Source organism: Wolbachia endosymbiont (group B) of Parapoynx stratiotata (assembly GCF_947250635.1).
Lineage (GTDB): Bacteria > Pseudomonadota > Alphaproteobacteria > Rickettsiales > Anaplasmataceae > Wolbachia.
Map to the genome: position 1 here is coordinate 214,375 of NZ_OX366335.1, position 23,032 is coordinate 237,406.

Annotated in this window: 21 protein-coding genes; 13 read left to right on the plus strand and 8 right to left on the minus strand. The window is 33.0% G+C overall.

Features of this window, described 5'->3' with window-relative positions; translation table 11 throughout:
* Window positions 1-6: 6 nt before the first annotated feature.
* The gene (locus OOT12_RS01040; RefSeq protein WP_264685302.1) at window positions 7-2,997 is read left to right on the plus strand and encodes a hypothetical protein; all 2,991 of its coding nucleotides are present in this window, start codon (window positions 7-9) and stop codon (window positions 2,995-2,997) included.
* Here the strand turns inward: OOT12_RS01040 and pheT are convergent.
* Window positions 2,994-5,333 (minus strand): phenylalanine--tRNA ligase subunit beta, encoded by a 2,340-nt coding sequence (gene pheT, locus OOT12_RS01045; RefSeq protein WP_264685303.1) that lies wholly within the window; start codon window positions 5,331-5,333, stop codon window positions 2,994-2,996. The genes OOT12_RS01040 and pheT overlap by 4 nt on opposite strands.
* Window positions 5,334-5,443: 110 nt before the next feature.
* Window positions 5,444-5,713: a hypothetical protein gene (locus tag OOT12_RS01050; protein ID WP_010402566.1), complete on the minus strand. Its 270-nt coding sequence runs from the start codon at window positions 5,711-5,713 to the stop codon at window positions 5,444-5,446.
* Between the two features lie 215 nt (window positions 5,714-5,928).
* Between OOT12_RS01050 and OOT12_RS01055 the strand changes: the two genes are divergently transcribed.
* Genes OOT12_RS01055 through OOT12_RS01080 form a run of 6 tightly spaced genes read left to right on the plus strand, consistent with a single transcriptional unit; the run spans window position 5,929 to window position 10,480 of the window.
* The gene (locus tag OOT12_RS01055) at window positions 5,929-6,654 is read left to right on the plus strand and encodes a F0F1 ATP synthase subunit A (RefSeq protein WP_007302047.1); all 726 of its coding nucleotides are present in this window, start codon (window positions 5,929-5,931) and stop codon (window positions 6,652-6,654) included.
* A gap of 59 nt (window positions 6,655-6,713) precedes the next feature.
* A complete protein-coding gene (locus OOT12_RS01060; RefSeq protein WP_006014985.1) occupies window positions 6,714-6,941 on the plus strand; it encodes a F0F1 ATP synthase subunit C in 228 nt (75 codons plus the stop codon).
* Between the two features lie 3 nt (window positions 6,942-6,944).
* Window positions 6,945-7,424, plus strand: coding sequence for a F0F1 ATP synthase subunit B family protein (locus tag OOT12_RS01065; protein ID WP_264375030.1), 480 nt, complete (start codon window positions 6,945-6,947; stop codon window positions 7,422-7,424).
* A gap of 7 nt (window positions 7,425-7,431) precedes the next feature.
* On the plus strand, window positions 7,432-7,908 hold the full coding sequence (locus tag OOT12_RS01070; protein ID WP_052264897.1) for a F0F1 ATP synthase subunit B family protein: 477 nt from the start codon (window positions 7,432-7,434) through the stop codon (window positions 7,906-7,908).
* A 5-nt stretch (window positions 7,909-7,913) separates the two neighbouring features.
* The gene (locus tag OOT12_RS01075; protein WP_264375029.1) at window positions 7,914-9,503 is read left to right on the plus strand and encodes a glycosyltransferase family 2 protein; all 1,590 of its coding nucleotides are present in this window, start codon (window positions 7,914-7,916) and stop codon (window positions 9,501-9,503) included.
* On the plus strand, window positions 9,485-10,480 hold the full coding sequence (locus OOT12_RS01080; RefSeq protein ID WP_264375028.1) for a COX15/CtaA family protein: 996 nt from the start codon (window positions 9,485-9,487) through the stop codon (window positions 10,478-10,480). The genes OOT12_RS01075 and OOT12_RS01080 overlap by 19 nt, the downstream gene beginning before the upstream one ends.
* Here the strand turns inward: OOT12_RS01080 and OOT12_RS01085 are convergent.
* Both OOT12_RS01085 and OOT12_RS01090 read right to left on the minus strand, forming a co-directional pair.
* A complete protein-coding gene (locus OOT12_RS01085; RefSeq protein WP_264375027.1) occupies window positions 10,463-12,442 on the minus strand; it encodes an acetyl-CoA carboxylase biotin carboxylase subunit in 1,980 nt (659 codons plus the stop codon). The genes OOT12_RS01080 and OOT12_RS01085 overlap by 18 nt on opposite strands.
* A 480-nt stretch (window positions 12,443-12,922) precedes the next feature.
* Window positions 12,923-13,162 carry a hypothetical protein gene (locus tag OOT12_RS01090; protein ID WP_264685304.1) on the minus strand — a complete coding sequence of 80 codons (240 nt, stop codon included), beginning with the start codon at window positions 13,160-13,162 and terminating at the stop codon, window positions 12,923-12,925.
* Window positions 13,163-13,313: 151 nt separating this feature from the next.
* On the opposite strand from OOT12_RS01090, the gene gltX reads away from it, so the two are divergent.
* Complete coding sequence (gene gltX / locus OOT12_RS01095) at window positions 13,314-14,666, plus strand: glutamate--tRNA ligase (RefSeq protein ID WP_264375025.1); 1,353 nt, start codon at window positions 13,314-13,316, stop codon at window positions 14,664-14,666.
* 858 nt (window positions 14,667-15,524) lie between these two features.
* Here the strand turns inward: gltX and OOT12_RS01100 are convergent.
* Window positions 15,525-15,980 carry an Hsp20/alpha crystallin family protein gene (locus OOT12_RS01100; protein WP_017532141.1) on the minus strand — a complete coding sequence of 152 codons (456 nt, stop codon included), beginning with the start codon at window positions 15,978-15,980 and terminating at the stop codon, window positions 15,525-15,527.
* 371 nt (window positions 15,981-16,351) lie between these two features.
* On the opposite strand from OOT12_RS01100, the gene OOT12_RS01105 reads away from it, so the two are divergent.
* Window positions 16,352-17,059 (plus strand): pyridoxine 5'-phosphate synthase, encoded by a 708-nt coding sequence (locus OOT12_RS01105; protein WP_264375024.1) that lies wholly within the window; start codon window positions 16,352-16,354, stop codon window positions 17,057-17,059.
* Between the two features lies 1 nt (window position 17,060).
* On the opposite strand, the gene OOT12_RS01110 is transcribed toward OOT12_RS01105, so the two are convergent.
* The 3 genes from OOT12_RS01110 to rplM all read right to left on the minus strand — a co-directional run bounded on the left by OOT12_RS01110 (window position 17,061) and on the right by rplM (window position 18,416).
* Window positions 17,061-17,363 (minus strand): HU family DNA-binding protein, encoded by a 303-nt coding sequence (locus tag OOT12_RS01110; protein ID WP_264375023.1) that lies wholly within the window; start codon window positions 17,361-17,363, stop codon window positions 17,061-17,063.
* 145 nt (window positions 17,364-17,508) lie between these two features.
* A complete protein-coding gene (gene rpsI / locus OOT12_RS01115; RefSeq protein WP_405197552.1) occupies window positions 17,509-17,910 on the minus strand; it encodes a 30S ribosomal protein S9 in 402 nt (133 codons plus the stop codon).
* Between the two features lie 47 nt (window positions 17,911-17,957).
* On the minus strand, window positions 17,958-18,416 hold the full coding sequence (rplM, locus tag OOT12_RS01120) for a 50S ribosomal protein L13 (RefSeq protein ID WP_006014941.1): 459 nt from the start codon (window positions 18,414-18,416) through the stop codon (window positions 17,958-17,960).
* Between the two features lie 131 nt (window positions 18,417-18,547).
* Here rplM and OOT12_RS01125 point away from each other — a divergent pair, with 131 nt between their 5' ends.
* The 4 genes from OOT12_RS01125 (at window position 18,548) to OOT12_RS01140 (ending at window position 22,543) form a co-directional block, all read left to right on the plus strand.
* On the plus strand, window positions 18,548-19,783 hold the full coding sequence (locus OOT12_RS01125) for a TolC family protein (RefSeq protein WP_264375249.1): 1,236 nt from the start codon (window positions 18,548-18,550) through the stop codon (window positions 19,781-19,783).
* 10 nt (window positions 19,784-19,793) lie between these two features.
* On the plus strand, window positions 19,794-20,339 hold the full coding sequence (locus OOT12_RS01130) for a PopZ family protein (RefSeq protein WP_264375021.1): 546 nt from the start codon (window positions 19,794-19,796) through the stop codon (window positions 20,337-20,339).
* A 75-nt stretch (window positions 20,340-20,414) separates the two neighbouring features.
* Window positions 20,415-20,993: an RlmE family RNA methyltransferase gene (locus OOT12_RS01135; RefSeq protein ID WP_064085440.1), complete on the plus strand. Its 579-nt coding sequence runs from the start codon at window positions 20,415-20,417 to the stop codon at window positions 20,991-20,993.
* Between the two features lie 176 nt (window positions 20,994-21,169).
* Window positions 21,170-22,543, plus strand: a complete 1,374-nt coding sequence (locus tag OOT12_RS01140) for an ankyrin repeat domain-containing protein (protein WP_264376573.1) — start codon at window positions 21,170-21,172, stop codon at window positions 22,541-22,543.
* The last annotated feature ends 489 nt before the right edge of the window (window positions 22,544-23,032 follow it).

The following is a 23,032-nucleotide window of genomic DNA, read 5'->3' on the forward strand; positions in this document are numbered from 1 at the left end:
AATAATATGAATCAAGTTGTTGCAGATAGCCATAAAGAAATTGTTGATTTAAACAACAATAGTGATGGTTTAGGTGAAGTAAAATCTACTTCCGATGTTGCTTCGGAAGAAGAGGAATTTTTTGATGCTGTGAAAGAACAAGAACCTGTTTCTAATGTGGAAGAAGGGAGTGATTTAGGTCTTGCTAATTCAGAAGAGGAAGAAGAGTTTTTTGATGCTGTAAGTAAGCAGGATTGGTTAATTAAACAAATAGCTGCTTTTAATGTTTCACTCAGTATATTTCATTATAAAGATTATAATTCTGAGTTTTTTACTTCCTGGTATAATATGTCAAGTGAAATATTTAAGGAAATAAACAGAGCTTGTCCAGAGAAGAAAATATTAAATTTAGCTCTGTCAGTTTTAATGCTCCCTTATATTGCTTTTACTGCACTGGGGTTAGTCATATACAGTAGATTTAAAGCAAATAGCAAGACACAAGAAGGTGTAGTGGAAGATAAGACAAAAAAGAGTGAAACAGGTGTGCCAAAAAGATTGGCATATGGCGCTCTTGCTGCAATGGCAATTTTTGTTAATGTGACTGTGCTTGTAGCCTTAATCGTTCCTGCAACAGTTGCTTTGGCTACTTTTTATCTTTTAAATAGAGAGTTAGTCCATTCTTTAGTTACTGTTCTTAAAATAAGTACGGGGCAGTATTCTAATAAGCACCAAAATGTTGAGGTATCTTTTCATGAAACGAAAGTTCCTGGGCCAAGTATTGAATATGATATGGAAATAAAGTTTCCACCACAATTTAAACAATTACTTAAAGATTTATGCGATAATGAAGATAATAAGTGGTTTAATGTGACACGAGATTCAGAGCATAATACCATACTAAAATTGTCAACTAACATCAATTTAAAAAATGGTCTTAAGCCCTTACATAGTGAAATCAAGAATGTGCTTGCAACTTCGATTCAAGAATGCGCAAGAACTATGGGAGAGCTGGTGAGTCTAGAAAAGAAAGATATTACACATGATAAACTGAAGGAATTATTGAGTGAATTCAGGCTGAAAGTGGTGAGTAGCATAGATTCTAAGTTGACAATTCACTTAATAGAAAATGCTTATCAAGTTGCTTTTATACAAGCAATTAAGTTTCAGCAAAATAGACGGGGAAAAGATTTTTCACTGGAGGATGAGCTAAAAAATACTTTAGTGAAACAGAAATTAGAAAGTCAAGGTAAGGAATTACCAAATGAGAAAGAGATGATAATAAAAGATTTGAGAGAAGCAGGAGCAAAAGTACCAGATATCTTAGAAGATAGTGAGCTTCCTGTATTTAAAGCAGAATGGGAACGGCTTAAAGAAGAAGGGAAAATAGCTGAGAGGGCAATTATTGATGTTTATGAGGATATAAATCCTGAAAAAACAGAAGAAGCTCTAAATAATGCTAAAAAAGGAATTGAGGATTTAAAGAAAAAAGGAGAAGAAAGATATACTAAGATACATAAAGAACTGAAAAAAGTATATGATGAAGAAAAAAATAACTTCACAAACGGTAATTTAGAAAAGAAATTAAAAGATTTTTTAGAAGAGGAGGGACCAGATGGGATACACGAAAAATTGAAAAAAATATTTAAGGATATAAAAGAGAATAACTCAACATATGGTGTTTTAGAAAGCAAATTAAGAGGTTTTTTAAAAGAAGCAGGAGAAGATAAGGGACATGAAAAATTGAAAGGAATATACGAGATTATAAAAAAGAATAGCTTAGCGGAGGATAATTTAAGAAGAAGATTAGAAGGTCTTTTTAAGTTCGAATATGGTAATCAAGAAGTTAAGCGAAGACTAGTAAAATCAGTAATGAGAAAAGCAAAGGGTGAGTTAAGCCTGTTAGGAATATTAAGCTTAATGGGCCAGTTTCGAGATTTAGAAGAGGAGATAAAAGGTCCTTTGAATGGGGAAAGTTTAGAAGAAGCTTCAGGTAAAGTGAATGATTTTATAGCAAAGATGTATTTAGAAATAACGAAACGTAAAACGCAAGATTTGTTTAAAAGTCAAGCAAAGGGTATAGAGAATTCATGTAAGCTGTTAGAGGAAAAGGAGCCGGATTTAGTACAGAGGATTAATGTGCACCGAGTGAAAATTGCAGAATGCTTAGATCAACCTATATCGTTAAGAGAAGTAATAGAAGAAAGTGAGGATTTAAACAAATATTTAGAAGATGAGCAAAATAGAAGGGGGGAGAAGCATCCAAATACAAAGCTAGTACAGAAGCACTTAGAAAATAACAAAGAAATTCTAAAAACATTAGAACAGTTGAAATTGGAAGAAAAAGGATTATTGATAAATGAAAAAACAATAAATGATTATAGAGAAGAACTAGAATCTCGTGAAAAAATAAAATTTGCAATAATAGAAGATGATTTACTGAAGGCGTTCGAGCATGGAACTTTTAACGAAAAAGCAGTTAAGAAGGTATTAGAGGAAGCGGAACTTGAATACTTTTTAGCAGAAAAATGCATGAAAGGTCCTGTAGTTGAAATAAAGAATAATATCAAGCATTTTTGTCAAGATTTATTGTCTCCTTTAATAAATAAGTTGGTGGAAAATATAGTAAATAATGTGCCAAAAAGCGATAAGAGTTCATTGCTGCAGCCTATAAAAGTTGCTAGGACATGCTTGGGATATATTCAAACAGGTCTTGCCGTTGCAATCTATGGGGATAAGAGCGCAGAAGGAAAAGCGTTGAGTGTGGCACATGATACTCATAAGGAAGTAGAGACATTTCTTCAACATTTTCAATCAAGTTATGAGGAAGTAGGAGTTTTTTTGGGTAATTTATTTTCTGATGATGGAGAAACATTTAAAAATGATGTCTGGCCTAAAGTGGAAGAGCATTTGCATGGAATGTGGGATAGGTTTTTCAAGGATATTGAATTCAAGATAGGGAATAAATTGGATGAAATAAACGTGACACATCAAAATCAGGAAACGGCGATTACGGCTTAATGATGAGCTCTCAAAGTTCCTTCAGTATTTTCACACACTAAGTTGACTATCATATTTGATTCTTTTTGGATTTCCTCTTCAGTTAAAGTGTGAGTTGGAGAGCAGAAAGTAACTGAAAATGCTATAGACATCTTATTCGATTCTATATTGTTTCCATGATATACATCAAATATCAAAACTTCTGTGATGAGCTCTGAGCTTTTTTTCACCATATTGATTATACTACCTACTGCTACATCTTTATTTACAATAAATGCAAAGTCGCGTTTTACACTTTGATATTTATAATCGATAAATTTTTTTCTACTTATAGGTAAATTTTCGATATTTTCTAATATCAACTCAAAGCCTACAATTTTTTGTTTGATGTTAAAAAAATCCAATATACTCGGATGCAATTCTCCAAAATAACCAACTATTTTACTTCTAAAAGATAAGGAGCCTGATTTTCCTGGGTGATAATATTCTTTTTCTGCTCTCTCTATTGCTAAATTATCACAATTGACATTAAAAAGTTCCAAAGCTGTTATGAGGTCAGCCTTTGCGTCAAAAATATCTATTTTTCTATCAGTGTTATAGTGGTTTTTCGGCGAATTATTTCCTGATCTAATTCCACTTAAAACGTACTTAGACTGAGCCTCACCATTATAAATTGGTCCAATTTCAAAAATTGCGAGATCAGATATCCCGTGAGCAATATTATCTGCAGTGACTTGCAACAAATTTGGTATGACACTTGGCCTCATTATATTGAAGTTATTATTAAATGGATTATCGATAATGAATAACTTATTCAAGTAACCAAACTTTTCAGCTATTGATTCACTCATAAAAGACCAAGTTATCACTTCATGAAATCCTCTGCTTGTCATTAAAATGCGCAAATCATCTTGTGTCTCTTCTTCTACTGTAACGTCTTCTGCTAGTTGCTCTTCCTTTATTTTATCATAGCCGTATATTCTTACTGCCTCTTCAACTAAGTCAGCAGGTATGGTTACGTCCGGTCTCCAGCTTGGTACTTGTATATTCCAATTACCTTCGGTTTTTTTATCGATACTAAACCCTAGCTTTGTTAAAATATCGAATACCTCATTAGGTGATGCAGATACACTTCCAAGTTTGTTTGCATCTTGATAATCAAAATTTATCTTGGTATCAGCCTTATTCAAATTGCCAGCAGACACTATGCTTGACACTTCTCCGCCACATAAATCCAAAATCATTTTGGCTGCAAGATTGAGTCCATCAATGGTAAATTCAGGGTCAATTGAACGTGCAAATCTGTAACTTGAGTCTGTGGAGATGCCTAGCTGCCTTGAAGATTTAGTGATGGAGATGGGGTCAAACCAAGCAGACTCTAAAAAGATATCAGTAGTTTCAAGTGTACATTCGCTATACTTGCTGCCCATAATTCCAGCAATTCCATGAACATTTTTATCATCAGAAATAACTCTTATTTCTTTATTTAATGAATATTCTTTACCATTTAAACCAATAAATTTTTCTCCATCATTTGCTTTGCATACTATGAGCTCACCTTCTATTTTCTTTGCATCATATGCGTGCATTGGGCGGCCAAAAGATATCATGATGTAATTAGTAATATCAACTATTACAGAAATGGAGCGCATTCCTATCGATTCCAATTTATCTTTTAACCATTTTGGGCTTTCTTTATTTTTTACATTGGTGATGTATATTCCACTAATAAAGCTCTCCCCGTCAGTAACTTTGACGTTTATTAGTGAGTTCATAGAAGCGGTAAGTTGTGGAATGATTAAAGTCTTTAACGTTCCAATTCCAGTTGCTGCTAGATCACGTGCTATTCCATAAACACCTAAGCAATCTCCACGGTTTGGAGTGATGTTTATGTCAATTAGAGGATCGCAATTGAAAAATTTATCTCCTGTTTTATAATCATCAGAAAGCTCGATTATTCCTTCACTTTCATCTTGAGTCAGCGAAAGCTCAGAGGCAGAGCAGAGCATCCCTTCACTTAGCACTCCTCTTATTTTTGTAGGCTTAATTGTAAAGTTGCTTTCTGGCAATGTGCTACCAAGAGATGCAAGTACAGTCTTCATGCCTTCTTTAACATTTTTTGCTCCGCAGACTATCTGCAGAACTTTACTTCCATCATTTACTCTACATAATTTTAATTTATCAGCATTTGGATGAGGTGCGACTTCTAATACTTCTGCAACAAGAAACCCGGCCAATCTGGAATTGTCGATCACATTCTCTACTTCCAACCCTATGTGAGTTAATTTATCAGTAATTTCCTCTAAACTAGCATTGGTTTCTAAGTACTCTAATAACCAAGATAATGTGAACTTCATTTATCTAACAAGAAACAAAAATTCATAGTAATGTAAAATGTGATGTTTTTAAAGTTTGTTGTAATAAGTGGCTTCTATATTGCAAGAAACAACAGAGAAGCCTACTCTTTCTACAAAGAAAGAATTTTCTTTATATCACCTTTGCAGTCCATTTCCATGCAGAGTTGAATGTTCATATTGTGATCATCTATATGGAAATTATAAATGTAAGCATCACCAGTGAAATTTCCTATAACATCATGGCTTTCATTTAGCATTTCACCTGCCATGTGGAAAAGACCAGTGTCTGAGTTAGAAGAATAATCTGTAAACTTGATGTACCCGTTACCACATTCCTGTTCTAAATTTAAAGGTGGATTAGTAAAATCTATTTCGTTCATAATTGCCTCATATTAAAACTAAATTATAGTTAAAATAAGATGTTAAGTCAAGAATTTAGAATAAGATTGGTAGTGACTATAATTTGCATTTTAATTGTATATTTTGTTAATATGTTAATGCTATAATAATACAGAGCTCCTTATCTTAATTCTTGACTTTATTTTATAAAATTTATACTTTATTTACTGCTGCAGTTTAAGTATACAGGGTCAAAATGGCGTTAAATCCGCTAGAACAATTTAAAGTATATACAATAATAGAACTACCAAAATTATTTGGGTATGACATAAACTTTACCAACTCATCTCTTTTTATGATGATCTCGGTGATATTAATGGTACTGTTTTTGCTCCTTGGAATAAGAAAAGGTGCAGTAATACCAGGATATTTGCAAGCTGCAGTTGAATATGTATATGATTTTGTTGTTTCAATAATAGAAAGTAACACTGGAAGCAAAGGTTTGGAGCACATTCCTTTGATATTTACAGTATTTATTTTCATTTTATCGTGTAATTTAGTTGGTGTTCTTCCTTATAGTTTCACAGTTACAAGTCATGTGATAGTTACCTTCGCTTTATCAATGGTGGTTTTTACTTATATAACGATTGTTGGGTTTAAAGAAAGAGGAGTAGAATTTTTACGCATATTGCTACCAAAAGGAACTCCTTCGTGGCTTGCACCTATAATCATCATTATTAAATTATTTGCTTATTTAGTAAGACCGATTAGTTTATCAATAAGGCTTGCAGCAAATATGATTGCGGGTCATACAATCATCAAAGTGATAGCAGGATTCGTCATAAATATGAACATATTTTTTACACCTGCACCTTTTTTGTTTATAATTGCACTAATAGGATTTGAAGTATTTGTTGCAGTTTTGCAAGCTTATATATTTACTATATTAACATGTGTATATTTGTCAGATGCAGTAAAGTAATTGACTTCCTTGCAGAATATTTTACAATTATATTATAAAGAAATAGTTAAAGGTAATATATGGATTTAGTGGCTTTAAAATTTATAGCAATTGGTTTGGCTGTATTTGGAATGCTCGGTGCTGGTTTAGGTATAGCTAATATCTTTTCTGCTATGTTAAATGGGATTGCGAGAAATCCTGAGTCAGAAGGTAAAATGAAAAGTTACGTTTATATTGGTGCTGCCATGGTTGAAATCATGGGGTTGCTTGCGTTTGTACTTGCAATGTTATTAATATTTGCTGCTTAACAGATGCCACAGCTTGATGTTTCAACTTTCTCTTCTCAAATTTTTTGGTTTTTAATTTTTTTCTCTTCACTTTTTTTTGTAGTCAGTTGTTTGTTTTTACCGAAGTTAGATGAAATAATAAGCACTAGAAGTAAAGAAGTGTTAGATTCATTTAATAGTTCTATTCACCTTTTAAGACGTGCAGAAGAGCAGATTGCCAAGTATGATGCAGCTTTAAACCAAGCTAAAGTACGGGCAAAAAAAATCATAGATGATGCACTTGCTCAGGTGGAAGAAATGAGAGCGAGTGTTAAGAATATATTAGAAGAGGAAGACAAAAAAATAGTCAAGCTTGTTGAAGAAAGAGTGGCGAAATTTAAATCTAAGCATATTAGTGAGTTAAAACAAATGGCTACTAGTATTGCTTTAATTTACTACACTAAGTTAACTAATTCTGAAATTGAAGAGGAATTTGTTGCTGACTTGGTGTCCAAAGAATTTTAGGGTTTTTATGTCTACATTACTAGTTATAAGCCTTGCTTTTTTAGTAGGTTTTATCCTCTCATATAAATTGCTAAGGAAGGTAATAAAAAACGCGCTTAACAATAAACGTAACAAAAGCAAGTTTTCAAGTGAAGAAACTGAAAAATTCAGAAAAGATATGTTGGAGTATTACAAAAAATCTTCTGAAAAATACAAAAAATTAGATGCAGAAGTTAACAAAATGATGAATGAAGCACTTGATAAGGCTAATAGTATTATTAAGCATAATAGACAGCAACTCGATCAAACGTTAGATGAAAATGCCCATTCTAATTTGAAGAAAGTTACTGACCAAGTTGAAAAAGCTCTTGGGGATTTACAAGCTAACACAGCGAGTATAGCTGCTGATGCTGTAAAAAAAATAATGCATGAACGTAAAGATGATAAGCGTAGTAGTGAGGTTATATCTTCGTTTTCACGTGACTTGAGCAAAAAGTTGCATTAAGTTTAATGCCTGTACTTCAAACTGATAATGTAGAAAAAATTAAATTTGATTCTAGTTTATGCAAAGAACAAGAGAAACTTTTCTACTATAGGTTTAATATAATTCCTTGGCAAAAATTAAATGATACTACTTTTTTTATGGTTGAAGACATAAGCCAAGATATCAATCTTTGGGTCGAATCTCATTACGGTATTGAATATGTATTGATAAAAGTAGATAGCAAACAGATTTTAAATCTTCTTAACTCACACTTTGGTATTTCAGAATTCGCAAGTAACTACTTATATTATAAGAATCCTAATTTTTCAGCTAAAAGCATTAGGCTCAGTTCAATCTTTTTTTCCTCTTTCTTTGTTATGATTTCGACTTTAACACTGACAAAAAAATATGCATATTTTGCTTTGGTGTTGATATTTATAATCGGATGTTCTAGTTCTTTATTCAAATTTGTAACTAAAATTTTTGGCTTGCGTAAAATTTCTAACCAAAAAGCAGATTATGATAAGATGAATGAACCTATATATACTATTTTATTGCCTGCTTTTAAAGAGAATGCGGTTATAAAGCAATTGATTAAGAGCATTGAAAGTTTGGATTATCCAAAATCAAAATTAGATGTAAAGCTTGTGATAGAGAGCGATGACCAAGAAATGTTAGCAGCTATAGAAAAATGCACCTTACCGCAGTATTTTGAAGTAATAAAAGTGCCTCATTCTCTGCCTAGAACAAAAGCTAAGTCATGCAATTATGCTATGAACTTTGTTAGAGGAAAGTATGTGGTAATATATGATGCAGATGACAAGCCAGATCCGTTGCAGTTAAAAAAAGCACTAATTGAATTTAATAAGGGCGACGAAAAGTTGGCTTGTGTACAGGCGAAATTAAATTACTATAACTTTGGTTGCAATTTTCTTACAAAATTCTTTTCTCTCGAGTATATGAACTGGTTTCAATATTTTTTGCCTGGATTTCAAAAAATGAACATGCCAATACCTTTGGGTGGTAGCAGTAACCATTTTTCAGTGGAAATTTTAAAGAAAGTGCTTTTTTGGGATGCTTACAATGTCACTGAAGACGCTGACCTTGGTTTGAGACTTGCGCAAATGGGATATAAAACCAGGATTATTGATTCAGAAACATTGGAAGAATCACCAACTACTGTGTTTGCTTGGATCAAACAAAGAGCACGCTGGATTAAAGGTTATATGCAAACTTATATCGTTCATTTAAAAAATATAAAATTACTTTTTAAGCACACTGGGCTTAAGGGAGTTTTGCTATTAAACCTTTTTGTTGGTTCCTCAGCTTTTATATTTTTCACGACTCCTTTTTTGTTACTTTCATTGGTGCTGACTCAAATTTTGAATGAATTATTCTTATATTATTTTATAATAGTATACGGTATTAACTTGATTTTTTTGATAATAGCTATCAGACAACAAAAAATGCCTTTTTATTTTTATATAGTATCAATATTTTTTCCCGTCTATAGTCTACTACATAGCGTTGCAGCTTTTCTCGCTTTGTGGGAATTTGTTATTCACCCTCAGCAATGGAATAAAACTCAGCATGGATTATGGAAGCAAAACCTGTAGCTATTTGGCTTTTTCTCTGCTCTCTCATGGTGATTTGCATGGTGGGAATTGGTGGATTTACCAGACTTTCAAAAGCAGGATTGTCAATCACGGAATGGAAACCAATTACCGGAACATTGCCACCGCTGAGTGAACAAGACTGGCTAAAAGAAAAATCAAAATATGAAGCTACACCTGAATATAAAGCATTTAATTATGGTATGAGTATGGAAGAGTTTCGCACCATATACTTAATAGAATATGTGCACAGGTTAATTGCAAGGCTGACAGGTTTAGTTTTTATCTTACCATTTATATACTTTACACTAAAAAAAAGAATACCTAAAAATGCAGTAATAAGGTTATCTACAGCACTATTATTTGGAATTTTACAAGCTTTTGCTGGTTGGTATATGGTAAAAAGCGGTTTGGTATCTAATCCTCATGTTAGTCACTATAAGCTTGCACTTCACTTACTGCTTGCATTGGTTATTTTTGCATTATTGTCGTATCAATTTTTTGATTACCAAATCAAACCAAAACAGATAATTAAAATTAATAGCAACATTACATGTTACATATGGATAATTTTAATCCTAGTTACAATACAAATAATCTTCGGTGCATTTGTTGCGGGATTAAATGCTGGCTTAATTTACAATACCTTTCCACTAATGGATGGACAAATTGTTCCGGAAGATTTATTTTACTTACAGCCTACATGGCTCAATATCTTTGAAAATAGAGTAACAGTGCAATTCATACACCGGGCATTGGCATTGCTGATATTAGTTCTGACAGCAATACTCACAATAAAAAATGCCAGTGTAAAACCAGTATATATTATGCTACTCTCCGTCATTATTCAGGTAATTTTAGGAGTAGTCACTTTGTTGCTGCATATACCAATGGCCATTGCCATAGCCCATCAAATGTTTTCATTTATCTTATTTGGGTCAGGTTTATATTTCTTGTGTTATTTAAGAAAGCAGATCTAATACCAAATCACCAGCCTGTACATTTTTCCCCTCTGTAACAGGGATATTTTTTATCACCATTTCTGATTCAGCACATATGATATTTTCCATTTTCATTGCTTCCACAACAAAGAGAGGTTGTCCTATTTCTACCTGATCTCCAGCATTTACGTGTAATTTAACTAATAAACCAGATATTGGAGATTTCACAGTGTCTACTGAAATCCCTTCTGTTTTGTTGTTTAGCATTAATTTGCTTAGTTTAGCTACATGAGGTTTCAATACACAACATTTAGCTTTCATACCTGCGTGTCTTATAAAGTATTTGCTGCCTTGCCTTTCTATTTTAAGTGCTATGTTGGTATCGCCATTAATTATGATATGTAGCAATCTATAACTTGATTTCCACCTACCTACCACGGAGTATTTATTGTGGTTATATACTGTTGTTAATATATTATCTTGGTATTTTGCATTTACGGAGTACTCATTATCGTCTATTTTCACTATGAATGCTTCATCTATTGACTTACTGTAATACTTTCCCTCATTTTCTAAGTGAACATACAGTGCAGCAAAAATAAATATTTTAATATATTCCTCTGTGATAAAATCGCCTTGAAACCCACTGGGATAATGGTCTGGAATGAATCTTGTGTGGAGTTTTGCTGCAATAAAGTTTGGATGATGGAAAATGGATTCTAGAAATTCTATATTATTTGTTACTCCTTCTATATAACATTCAGACAAAGCTTTTTGCATTCTGCTGATCGCCTCTATTCTATCTTTTCCATAGGTTATAATTTTTGCAATCATTGAGTCGTAGAACATGCTGATTTCTGAACCGCTAGCTACTCCATCATCTATTCTTACATGACCATTTTCATCTGGTTTGTCGTAATATTTGATTCTTCCGCTGGAAGGGAAAAATTTCTTTGATGGGTCTTCAGCGCAAATTCTGCTTTCTATTGCAGAACCAGTAAGTTTAATATCATCCTGATTGAATCTCAATTTTTCTCCACAGGAAGTTCTAATCATTTCTTCTACTATGTCTATTCCAGTTATAAATTCTGTTACTGGATGCTCAACTTGTAATCTCGTATTTACCTCAAGAAAATAGAAGTTTTGGTCTTTATCTACAACAAACTCGACAGTACCTGCTGAAAAATAACCAACTTGCTTTGCCAAAGAAACACATTGGGCATACATTTTTTGTCTTACTTCTTCACTAATAAATGGACTTGGAGTTTCTTCCATTATTTTCTGGTTATTCCTTTGTATCGAGCATTCCCTCTCTCCAAGACACACTATATTGCCATATTTATCTGCTATGATTTGTATTTCAATGTGTCTTGGCAGCTCTATATATTTCTCTATAAAAATACTGCCATCTTTAAAACTTTTCTCTGCTTCATTTGTTGCTGATGTAAATGCTAGTTCAATTTCTTTTTTGGAATATACAATTCGCATTCCTTTGCCACCACCACCTGATGCAGCTTTGAGCATAACGGGAAAACCAATCTCTTCAGCAACGATGGCTGCGTGGGCAGCATCTTCGATCTTACCCATATATCCTGGCACTACATTTACTCCAGCTTTTCTTGCCTCTTCTTTTGCTGTTATTTTATTGGCTGTAACTTCTATTGTTTCTGCACTTGGACCAATGAAATCTATGTTATGTTTTTCCAGAGCACGGGGAAAATCTGGATTTTCTGCTAAAAACCCATAGCCAGGATGAACCGCTTCAGCACCTGTTTCAACTGCCACCTCGCATATTTTTTCAATATTTAAATAACTCAGGCAAGAAGGTGAAGGACCAATGTACTTCGACTCATCTGCTTGCCTTACATGCACAGAATTTACATCTGCATCTGAATATACGCATACACAAGATATACCCATCTTGCGCGCAGTTTTGATTATCCTGCAAGCAATCTCTCCTCTATTTGCTATTAAAATTTTACTATACTTCTTTCTTATCATCTTATCAGTATACTTTCTTAAGTTAAGAAAGTAAATTTCTATATTATTCCTTGCAAGTACTTCATGTTGGGGCTAAACCACCCTCTAAAAGTTGCATAACATTAGGATCTGTCACTATAGTACTTTCGTTATAGAGGCCATATACCTCGTTACATGCCTTAAATAACAGATATGAAGACCCTCCAGAAGCTATTGTCGCTATTGAAGCCAATGCAAGAGATTGAGAAGCCGAAAATAGAAGATACAAAGATACACACATAGCGGTAGCACACACTATAGCTCCTACTATATATAAGCATAGATGAAACTTCTTATTACATATAAAGCCACATTTTATATCTGCAATTTGCTTAACTTCTTTCCGCTCTGCAGGGTCCAAGAAATAAAGGGGTGATACTGCCTTCTTCCCTTCATCCTTAATATAGCTTTTATCGAGGAGTGCTTCCTTAATATATTTCTTGTTATTCTTAAATTCCTTTTCTAATCTTTAGCTTCTTTTGCTTTTTCAACCTCACTCCTGGTACTTTCTTCTAAATCCTTTATGATCTTCTGTAACGCAGATAATAGAAACCCTTTACTTGCTGCTATATGAAATGGGTTTCCATTTTCATCAATTCTATGCTTAGCTACACAAGCAACTCTTTTCTTGCAAGCTTCAATAAATTTATTTTCATCCTCTTTTGTTACAACTCCTCTTGCAATTTCAAATAAATTATCCATATATACACCTCACTGCATTCACTAATATTAAATTATACAATGCAGTTTGTTAAAAATAAATGTAAATTGATCTTTCAAATTTACTATAGTTCCACGTTGTTGCAAGTACAAATTTTAGTTATCATCGGTTACGTTATCACAATAGACAAATATGCCAGGTATAGTCACTAGATTCGCTCCATCACCAACAGGATTTTTACATATTGGAGGAGCTCGCACAGCTTTGTTTAATTGGCTCTATGCAAAGCGTCATGGTGGGGAGTTTTTACTAAGGATTGAGGATACCGACAGAAAACGTTCAACACAGGAAGCAATTGATGCAATAATAGATGGGTTAAAATGGCTTGGAATAAACTATGATGGAGAAATAATATACCAATCGAGAAGAATAGCTAGACATATTGAAGTTGCAAATCTTTTAGTTGAAAAGGGTAGGGCGTATCATTGTTACTGCCCCGAGAATGAAGTTGCGGAGAAGAAAATAAGAGCAAGGGAAGAAGGAAAAATATATAAGCATAAGTGTACTCATTCGACATCAAATGCAGAGCCTGTTGTTCGCTTCAAAGTGCCAGACTCAGAAGATATTGTTGTTGACGATAAAATATACGGCCAAGTTACAATAAGTAGCGACCAGCTTGATGACATAGTAATCTTGCGCTCTGACAATACTCCAACATATATTTTTGCTGTAGTGGTTGATGACCATGATGCTGGAATAACCGATATTATACGTGGCTCTGATCATCTCACTAATACCTTCAAACAATTACTGATATATCAGGCTCTTGATTTTGATGTCCCACGCTTTGCACATGTACCACTAATTCATGGAGAAGACGGGAATAAGTTATCTAAAAGGCATGGGGCTACAAGTGTTTGCGATTATGAAAAGATGGGAATATTGCCACAGGCAATGCGTAATTACTTGCTAAGACTTGGCTGGAGTCATGGCAACGATGAGATTATTAGCGATGAGCAAGCAATAGAGTGGTTTAATTTAGAAAGCATCGGTCGTTCACCTGCACGGCTCGATTTCAAAAAACTGGAGCATTTGAATAACCACTATATTAGTAATATGAGCAATGAAGATATTCTGACTCTAATGCTTAGAGAAAATACTCTAACTGACAAAAAAAAGGGCTATTTACTGCAGGGACTGACAGAGCTGAAAAAAAGAGCAAACTATCTGACCGAATTATTGGATTTAGCAAAATTTTATATTCAAGTTGATTTTAGTGAAGAAGCTCAGCAAATTGTCAAATCTAACCTCGATGTAATTAAGTTACTTGCATCATTTCTTTCGAGTGTAGGTAGTGAAGATTGGAATAAGAATTTTTTATCTTCTCAGATTAAGGAATTTTCAAAATTACATAATATAAAAATGAGCGATATATACCACTCATTACGCGCCCCAATAACTGGAATAATGGATGCGCCTGGAATCATCGATATCATGGTAATTCTTGGTAAAGATGAGTGTATAAAAAGATTGCGAGCAGTTTAAATAAAAAATTACTTGACAGACTCTGGTGGCTTCATTATAGTGGAGAATGAAGATTTTTTAGGATCCAAAATCTATCTTCACCTGCAGGTTTTTTCACCAAATAATCAAATTTCAGCAAAAAATATATAAGTTTATTTTTGCTAGCTCTTTATTCATATAGGAGGGTTTATGTCTAGAATTCCTGATACTTGACTTTTATTTTTAAGTTAAAAAAACAATTGGCGCCTATGGTTTTCACATTAAATCATTTTAAATTGTTAAAGTTAATACGGGCTTTTTTTGCCTTTTTTTATTGGTATTTTTTTCATATTTTATTATATCATTATACTGTGGTACCATATAGACTTCAGTTTCATGATAAGGGGAGCAGGCTCCGTCTCTCAGCTATGGCATTAAAAAATGACTATGCATAAGATCTAATGGTGTGTCTAATCTATAGATAATTTTTTGTATTGCTAAGTTAATATTTTGCATATCTGTTCAGCAAAGTGGCAAAAAAGACAACTAAATGAGTGTCATGAAAGTAGCTTACACGTAGCTGTAGGAATTTCATTTTTTAAGGTAAATTACACAGCAAATATTGTCATTCAAGTAGCTGACACTGTAATTCCAGCTTCTATAATGTCATGCCAGTGCTCGACACTGGCATCGAGCAAAATTTATCACAAACAAGACAACATTTTCAATTAAAAAATCAGTGTCTGGGTGCTAAGATGACACCTTCATAAGGGAGCCAGCATCAGCTACTTTCATGACATTCATTTAGTTGTCTTTTCTCGTTTACCTTATTTTGCCACTCTGCTGAACAGATATTAAAATAGCAAGCCTCAAGGTCAGAAGCCTGCTATTACTTACTGGTTACTTTACATCAATTTTCTTGATGTGTTTCTCTGACTTAGGTATGGTTACATGCAATACCCCATCTAAAAAGTTGGCAGATACCTTATCTTGCTCTACATTTGTTGGAAGTTGAATAGATCTATAGAAAGAACCATAGTACCTTTCTTTATGGTAAAACTGCTTATCTTTTGATTCATTATTACATGTTTTTTCACCCTTCACTATTAAGTTATCGCCAGATATACTAATGTCTATGCTTTCTTTAGGAATACCTGGTAACTCTAATGATAGGCAATAGCTTTCCTTTGTTTCATAAAAATCACAAACTGGTAGTAGACTACTGCCTCTTTTGGAAAGCTCTGGGTTCCATCCTGTAAAAAAGCTATCAAATATGTCATCAACGGCTCTTTGTAACCCTCTTACACTAAAATTATCACGATTATTGTTTTTATTTAAATGAACTATATTACTCATGTTGTACCTCCTTTTACTAATACATGCATTACATAATCACTCCACTTATTAATTTCAATCCTAAATCTAAAATTTTTTAGATGCGAAAAATTTTCCCCGTTTACTATAACTTGATTATGAGAAAAAATCTTATTTGGATTACCACGAGTAGTTCTATAAACTAGATTAACTGTAAAAAAGGGCAAGTGTATGCAAATTTATTACTTCTCTTTCCACTTCCACAATCAAACAATTTTGAATGTTTCTTATTTGACTTGCCAACAATGAGAATTGGTATAACTGCTAGCTCCGTCTTTCAGCTATGGCATTAAACAATGACATGCATAAGATCTAATAATATGTATAATTTAAAATAATTTTTGAGGTAAATTGTGAAATTGGGCGTTAATATTGATCACGTTGCAACCCTTCGCAACGCACGTGGAGCTTCTTATCCAGATCCATTAAAAGCAGCAAAAATAGCTATTGATGCTGGAGCAGATTTTATCACCGTACACTTACGAGAAGACAGAAGGCATATCAGAGATGAGGATGTATTCAATCTAAAACAAAACATTAGCACTGAGTTAAATCTTGAAATCGCAGCTACGGAAGAAATGCTCAAAATAGCAAAAGAAGTAAAACCCTATTCGATTTGTATAGTACCAGAAAAAAGAGAAGAATTAACAACCGAAGGTGGCCTGAATATCGTGAATATGCACAGTAAACTTTCTGGTATAATAGAGGAAATGCATAGCTTTGACATAAAAGTCTCACTATTTATCGATCCAAATATTAATCAACTAAAATATCTTGAGAAGCTAGAAAGAAAGCCTGACATAATAGAAATTCACACAGGGGATTACTGTGATAATCCATCAGAAGAAAAATTAAAACTTATTACTAACTCTGCAGAATACATTAATAAGCTAGGAATAGAATGCCACGGAGGGCATGGCATAAATTATAAACATGCTAAAAGAATAAAAGAGATACCTCACATCTCAGCTCTTAATATAGGCCATTCTTTAATCAGCGAGGCTATATTTCATGGCTTACATAGTGTAACTAAAAAGATGAAAATGACAATATCTAAGTAGCTTATACTTTCTCTTTGGTATTTAAAGTACTTGAAAGAGCTTGACTTGCTTTAAACCTTACTCTTTTCTTTTCAGGAACGGTCATAATCTCACCATTTTGAGGATTACGGCATTGTCTTTCCTTACTTATAGCAGTAGAGAATGTCCCTATTCCATGCAAACGTATTTCACCTTTACGATTTAGATCGTTCTTGATTGTTTCCATAAAAATATCATGAAGCTTACTCAAACTAGCTTTTGTTATATCTATACCTTGACTAGAGCACTCTTGACTCAGTTGGTTTACTATATCTTCTTTACTCATAAATTACCTTAATATTGAAAAATTACATAAACAGCATATTATGCTAATGCCAATAGTCAACTAAATTCGTCATAAAAAGAGAAAATGTCATAAAACCTTGTAAGAACTTGTATAATATTTACAAAAAAATACCATTATGAAACAATTATCTCTTAGAAAACTGACATTTTTTCCGAGCTTTATGTTGACCATATTTCTTACGCTCAACAACACGTGAATCTCTAGTTAGGAATCCACTCTTACGTAATATAGAGTGTAGATCTTGACTTATACTACTTAAAGCTCTGCTTATTCCATGAGCTAAGGCACCTGCTTGGCCAGATAGTCCTCCACCTTTTACAGTTGCAAACACATCATACCTATCTAACATAGAAGTTACTATGAATGGCGCTTTAATCATTTGACACACTGATTCTCTTTTAAAATAAGAAATTAAATCATCTTTTTTATTAACACTAAATTTTCCACTTCCTGGCTTTATCCATACTCTTGCTACAGATTCTTTCCTTCGACCTGTAGCATATGAACGACCAAGTGAGTCAATCATTGCCTTTTTTGGCTGATCATTATTATTTATTTTCACTTTTTACTCCATTATTTCTTATTTTTACGATTTAAAGAGGCAAAATCTATTTTTTCAGGTTGCTGTCCTTGATGCTTATGTTCTGAACCAGAATAAACATACAAATTTTCAAACCGTCTACGTGCCATAGGACCATCATCAAGCATTCTTTTTACTGCCATTTTTATCACACGCTCAGGGAATTTGCCATTTAAAATATTATCTGGAGTAGTTTTCTTTAAACCACCAGAATAACCTGTATGCCTATAGTAGATTTTATCTTTAAGTTTCTTTCCGGTAAAATGTACCTTTTCTGCATTAACAATAATTACATTATCTCCACAATCCATATGAGGTGTGTATTCAGGCTTATGCTTTCCACGCAATAGCGCTGCTACAAACGCTGCAAGCCTTCCTACTACTAATCCTTCTGCATCTATAACAAGCCATTTTTTATCGACTTGTTTCTCTTTTAAGAAAAAAGTTTTCATATATCAATACATAACAGTAGATTATGATACACTGAGTTGCTTGATAGTGTCAACAACATTAGTTACAACATTAGTTATTGATTATTAAAGTAATTTATGCTAATAACTTAAACAACATGCTAGAAAGCAAAATGTTTCGATTGATTATTATACTTATAATTGCTTTTGGTACTATAGGTTGCTATGCAATCGATTTGGAAGAAGCCATAAGCAAAGCTATCAAAAACAGCTCAAAAATAAAGTCTCAGTTTTACCAATATAAGAGTGCTGAAAAACAGCTGAAATCTTCTGGATTAGCTGGATTTTTACCTGACATTAATTTACAATATAATTTCGATAATAATTTTAATATTATTAACGATCGACAAAACTCTGGAAAGCGTCTAACATTAAGCCAAAGAATAATAGACGGTGGGGGCACTTTTGCTACATTTAGCCGATCAAGTCATCTTCTTAAAGCAGCAAAAATTAGATTTCAGCAGTCAAAGCAAGAAGTTGCACTCAGCGCTGTGAAAGCATATGTTAATGTTTTACAAAAGGCAGAAATATTAAAACTGAGAGAACATAAAGAGCGTGTTTCTTTAGAGCATTTGTCAGCTATGAAAAAACGCTTTTCCCTTGGAGAAGTTACTAATGCTGAAGTTTTGCTAGCAAAAGCAAAATTTTCGTCTTCTATATCCGAAAGAGTTGATGCTGAAGGTAAATTAAAATTGGCAAATATTGCTTATTATCATTTGATTGGCGAAGATGCTGATGAACTTTCTGAAGCTAATGATAAATTACCTTCTGTTCCAGAGCTAAATGAATGTTTACAATTAGCAAAAACTAATAACTTGTCCCTAAAAGCAGCAGTTTATCAAAAAAGAGCAGCCGGAATGGAAGTGATCGCTGAAACTTCCAAGTGGCTTCCTTCTTTGAATCTAAGCGCAAGTAAAAATTTTGGAAAGGACAATATAAAATTGGACACGTTACTAGAAAATGTGAATGTTGTCTTTACTCTTGATATTCCGATCTTTAAAAGAGGAGTTAATGTTTTTGGTGTTAGTAGAGCTAAAATGGATGCAAAACAATACACTTACGATTATTACGAAGCAGTAAAAAATATAGAAGAAGCAGTTGTAAATGCTTGGAATAACGTGCTGACAGCAAAAGCTATTATTAAAGCAAGTCAAGAAGCAGAAAAAGCAGCAGCTTTAGCATTGGAAGGAGTTGAGCAAGAAGTAAACTTAAATTTAAAGAGCACATCTGATCTTTTGGATACTGAAGATGAATTATTTAAAGCACGTTCCGATCTAATTCAGGCAAAAAGCAATTATGTAATTAGTGTTTACAACTTGCTTTTTATGATAAATAGTATAAACCTTTAAATTTAATGGTATGAGCGATAATCAATCTGTAAAAGATATACTAGAAGATATAAAAAAAGCTATATCGGGTAAAAATCCAAGTGGCGATAGAGCAGAAATAATAGATGAAGATGATGACGTATTATGCCTTGAAGAGGAATACCTAGAAGAAATTGAAAAAGATGTTGATGATAAAAAGGAAAATAGTGAAGAAGAGAACGATTGCCAAAGTGAGAAAATAGCTTTTAACAATAATCAATCTAACAGCCATAGTTACAACTCAGAAGAGAAAAATTTGTATGATAATATCCAAATGAGTAATAACAAAGTGAGCTATCGAGAACAAAGTAACGAGCATTTAGTTTTAAAAGAAAATATGGAGGAAATTAAAACATTGCTTGAAAAGATGCAAAGCGAACTACGGCATAAACAACAAAAAAGAGCGGATCTTACTGTTGAAGAATTAGTTGTATCTCTTTTAAAACCTCAGCTTTCAGAGTGGCTGAATAAGTATCTACATGAATTGGTAAAAGAAGTAGTTGAAAAAGAGCTCAAAGATATAATCAATAATAAGTAGGTTATTAGTATAAAGACCAGAGTAAAAACAGCTAGAGGTAGAAAGTTATCTTCAACAAGATGGCTACATCGCCATTTGAATGATCAGTATGTGCAAAAAACCAATAAGGACGGTTATAGATCACGCTCGGCATATAAGTTAATAGAAATAGACGATAAATTTAAACTACTCCAACAAGGGCAAAAAATTATTGATCTTGGCGCTTTTCCTGGTGGGTGGTCACAAGTTGCATCTAAGAAAGGAGCGAGTGTGATTGCTGTTGACATAAAACCAATAAACGCAATTAGTGGAGTAGAGTGTATACAGTGTGATATTATCAGCGAACTTGAAATTTTAAGAGAAAAATTCAAGGATCACAAATTTGATGTAATTTTATCTGATATGGCACCAGAATCTTGCGGTTTAAAATCGTTAGATCATATCAGAATTATGCTTTTATGCGAAGCAGCGCTCAATTTTGCAAAGCATTTTTTGAATCATGATGGCAAATTTGTAGTAAAAATTTTTCAAGGAGAGTCTGATAAAGATTTCTGCAATGAGCTAAAAAAAATGTTCAAAACAGTAAGATACTTCAAACCAAAGTCAAGTAGATCTGAATCTACAGAAATGTATTTGGTCAGCTTAGGCTTTATTGGTAGCAACTCTTCTATATAGAAGATACTTACAGAAATGTTGACGAATCTTATCCTATTAAACTGAAGATTAATAACGCTCGCACAAAAGCCCCTTTTTCTTGTTTAAATATTTATGATAGTTAATTAAATTCTTGACTTTATTACTTAAGTATATAATAATTAAAGTATATTATTATTTTTATAGGAGAGTTTGATATGTATTTAGCATTGTTGAAACAGATATTAAGTATAGTAAATCGTGAAAATGATTTGAATGGTAATAACATAGTTGAAAAAATAAAAGGGCAAATAAAAGAAAGATGCTCATCTACTTATGAAGAATGGAGCAACGAAAATTTTGATATAAATTATAAATTTAGTGATAATGATGGCTTTAGAAAAAAAGAATTAATATTATTACACATAGCATGTCTAAATGATGAAAAAGATGTAGTAAAAGCTCTATTAAATGCAAGAGACATAAATGTTAATTTGCAAGATGTATCTAAGGAAACCCCTTTACATTTGGCTATTAAAGAAGGTAACGAAAATATAGTAAAAGCTCTATTAGCAGCACAAGGTATAGATGTTAATTTGCAAGATAACGATAAAAAAACTCCTTTACATTTGGCTATTGAAAAAGGTGACGAAAATATAGTAAAAGCTCTATTAGCAGTAAAAGGTATAAATGTTAATTTGCAAGATAACTATGAAAAAACTCCTTTACATTTGGCTATTGAAAAAGTTAACGAAAATATAGTAAAAGCTCTATTAGCAGCACAGGGTATAGATGTTAATTTGCAAAATCAATCTCAAGAAACTCCTTTACATTTGGCTATTGAAAAAGGTAACGAAAATATAGTAAAAGCTCTATTAAATAAGGGGGCTGATGTTAATTTGCGAGATAAAAGTAAAAGCACTCCTTTACATTTGGCTATTGAAAAAGGTAATGAAAATATAGTAAAAGCTCTATTAAATAAGGGGGCTGATGTTAATTTGCGAAATAAAAGTGAAAGAACTCCTTTATATCTTGCTGCTGAGAAAGGCAAAATTGAGATAGTAAAGGCTATATTAGATAAGAACCCTAGTATTAATCTTCCAAATGAATATGGACACACTCCTTTGTGCGTTGCTGCTCGGGGACATCATAAAAAGATAGTAAGAGCTCTATTAAAAGCAGGTGCTAATCCTTTATTAGATAATCATGATAACAAAACTCTAGATAAAGAACTTACTGAAGAAGCAATTATGCTAGCAATAATCTCGGGTGTTGGTATATTTGTTATTGCATCTGTTGTAGCTGCTATAGTAGTTACTTCTGCATATTTTATTGGTGTATCATTATCAGTAGGTGCTATGGCTGGGATAGCTGTGGCTGCTGCTGTACTCACAGGACTTGTTGCTGGTGGTATTATATATGAAGTGTTGAAGCCTTGTGATGAGTTAAAGGAGGCTATTGCAAAAGAAATATCAAAGCTTAGTCAGAATAGTGCAGTGGACGATAGTAAGCCTGATTGTAATCCTGGAACACGCTTACTGGCACCAATAAAAGGTTTTATAAATAATGTAAAAAGTTTTTGCGCTATTTAAGGAAGAAGTCTCTTCTTCCTTTTTTTCCAATTTTTTATTTAGCAAGGTATCTAGATACCTTGCTTAACACCAAAACAGAATTAAGGTTTAAACATCCTAGGTGTATTAACATTCATTTTGAAGACAGCAAATGGTGTCATCCCAGCGCCCTCTTTCTTGTTATTCCAGTACTGGGATTCAGAAAACTGACCAGGTTGGTCACGCGCTGGCTCTCTAAAATTACTTTAGCTACAAATATTAAGAAATTTACTAAATAAAAAAAAGACAAAAGAATCCCCGTATAGCTAGTTTTAATAATGTAAATTGATAATGTGCTAACAAGCGCGATTTGGCTGAATGTAGAAAAAATAAAAAAAGCCGCTATAATTTTATGTAATTTGCCAATAAATATCTGAGTTTTTTACTGAATTTTGTCGTTGAGCCCAAAAACAAGGATAAATACCTTTATCAGTATAATAAGGAAAGTGGGAAGGTTTGTCAAGTAATAAA

Coding starts and splice junctions, on each gene's coding strand:
- OOT12_RS01040 (WP_264685302.1), top strand. CDS start 7: ATGAATCAAGTTGTTGCAGATAGCCATAAAGAAATTGTTGATTTAAAC.
- pheT (WP_264685303.1), bottom strand. CDS start 5,333: ATGAAGTTCACATTATCTTGGTTATTAGAGTACTTAGAAACCAATGCT.
- OOT12_RS01050 (WP_010402566.1), bottom strand. CDS start 5,713: ATGAACGAAATAGATTTTACTAATCCACCTTTAAATTTAGAACAGGAA.
- OOT12_RS01055 (WP_007302047.1), top strand. CDS start 5,929: ATGGCGTTAAATCCGCTAGAACAATTTAAAGTATATACAATAATAGAA.
- OOT12_RS01060 (WP_006014985.1), top strand. CDS start 6,714: ATGGATTTAGTGGCTTTAAAATTTATAGCAATTGGTTTGGCTGTATTT.
- OOT12_RS01065 (WP_264375030.1), top strand. CDS start 6,945: ATGCCACAGCTTGATGTTTCAACTTTCTCTTCTCAAATTTTTTGGTTT.
- OOT12_RS01070 (WP_052264897.1), top strand. CDS start 7,432: ATGTCTACATTACTAGTTATAAGCCTTGCTTTTTTAGTAGGTTTTATC.
- OOT12_RS01075 (WP_264375029.1), top strand. CDS start 7,914: ATGCCTGTACTTCAAACTGATAATGTAGAAAAAATTAAATTTGATTCT.
- OOT12_RS01080 (WP_264375028.1), top strand. CDS start 9,485: ATGGAAGCAAAACCTGTAGCTATTTGGCTTTTTCTCTGCTCTCTCATG.
- OOT12_RS01085 (WP_264375027.1), bottom strand. CDS start 12,442: ATGATAAGAAAGAAGTATAGTAAAATTTTAATAGCAAATAGAGGAGAG.
- OOT12_RS01090 (WP_264685304.1), bottom strand. CDS start 13,162: ATGGATAATTTATTTGAAATTGCAAGAGGAGTTGTAACAAAAGAGGAT.
- gltX (WP_264375025.1), top strand. CDS start 13,314: ATGCCAGGTATAGTCACTAGATTCGCTCCATCACCAACAGGATTTTTA.
- OOT12_RS01100 (WP_017532141.1), bottom strand. CDS start 15,980: ATGAGTAATATAGTTCATTTAAATAAAAACAATAATCGTGATAATTTT.
- OOT12_RS01110 (WP_264375023.1), bottom strand. CDS start 17,363: ATGAGTAAAGAAGATATAGTAAACCAACTGAGTCAAGAGTGCTCTAGT.
- rpsI (WP_405197552.1), bottom strand. CDS start 17,910: ATGATTGACTCACTTGGTCGTTCATATGCTACAGGTCGAAGGAAAGAA.
- rplM (WP_006014941.1), bottom strand. CDS start 18,416: ATGAAAACTTTTTTCTTAAAAGAGAAACAAGTCGATAAAAAATGGCTT.
- OOT12_RS01125 (WP_264375249.1), top strand. CDS start 18,548: ATGTTTCGATTGATTATTATACTTATAATTGCTTTTGGTACTATAGGT.
- OOT12_RS01130 (WP_264375021.1), top strand. CDS start 19,794: ATGAGCGATAATCAATCTGTAAAAGATATACTAGAAGATATAAAAAAA.
- OOT12_RS01140 (WP_264376573.1), top strand. CDS start 21,170: ATGTATTTAGCATTGTTGAAACAGATATTAAGTATAGTAAATCGTGAA.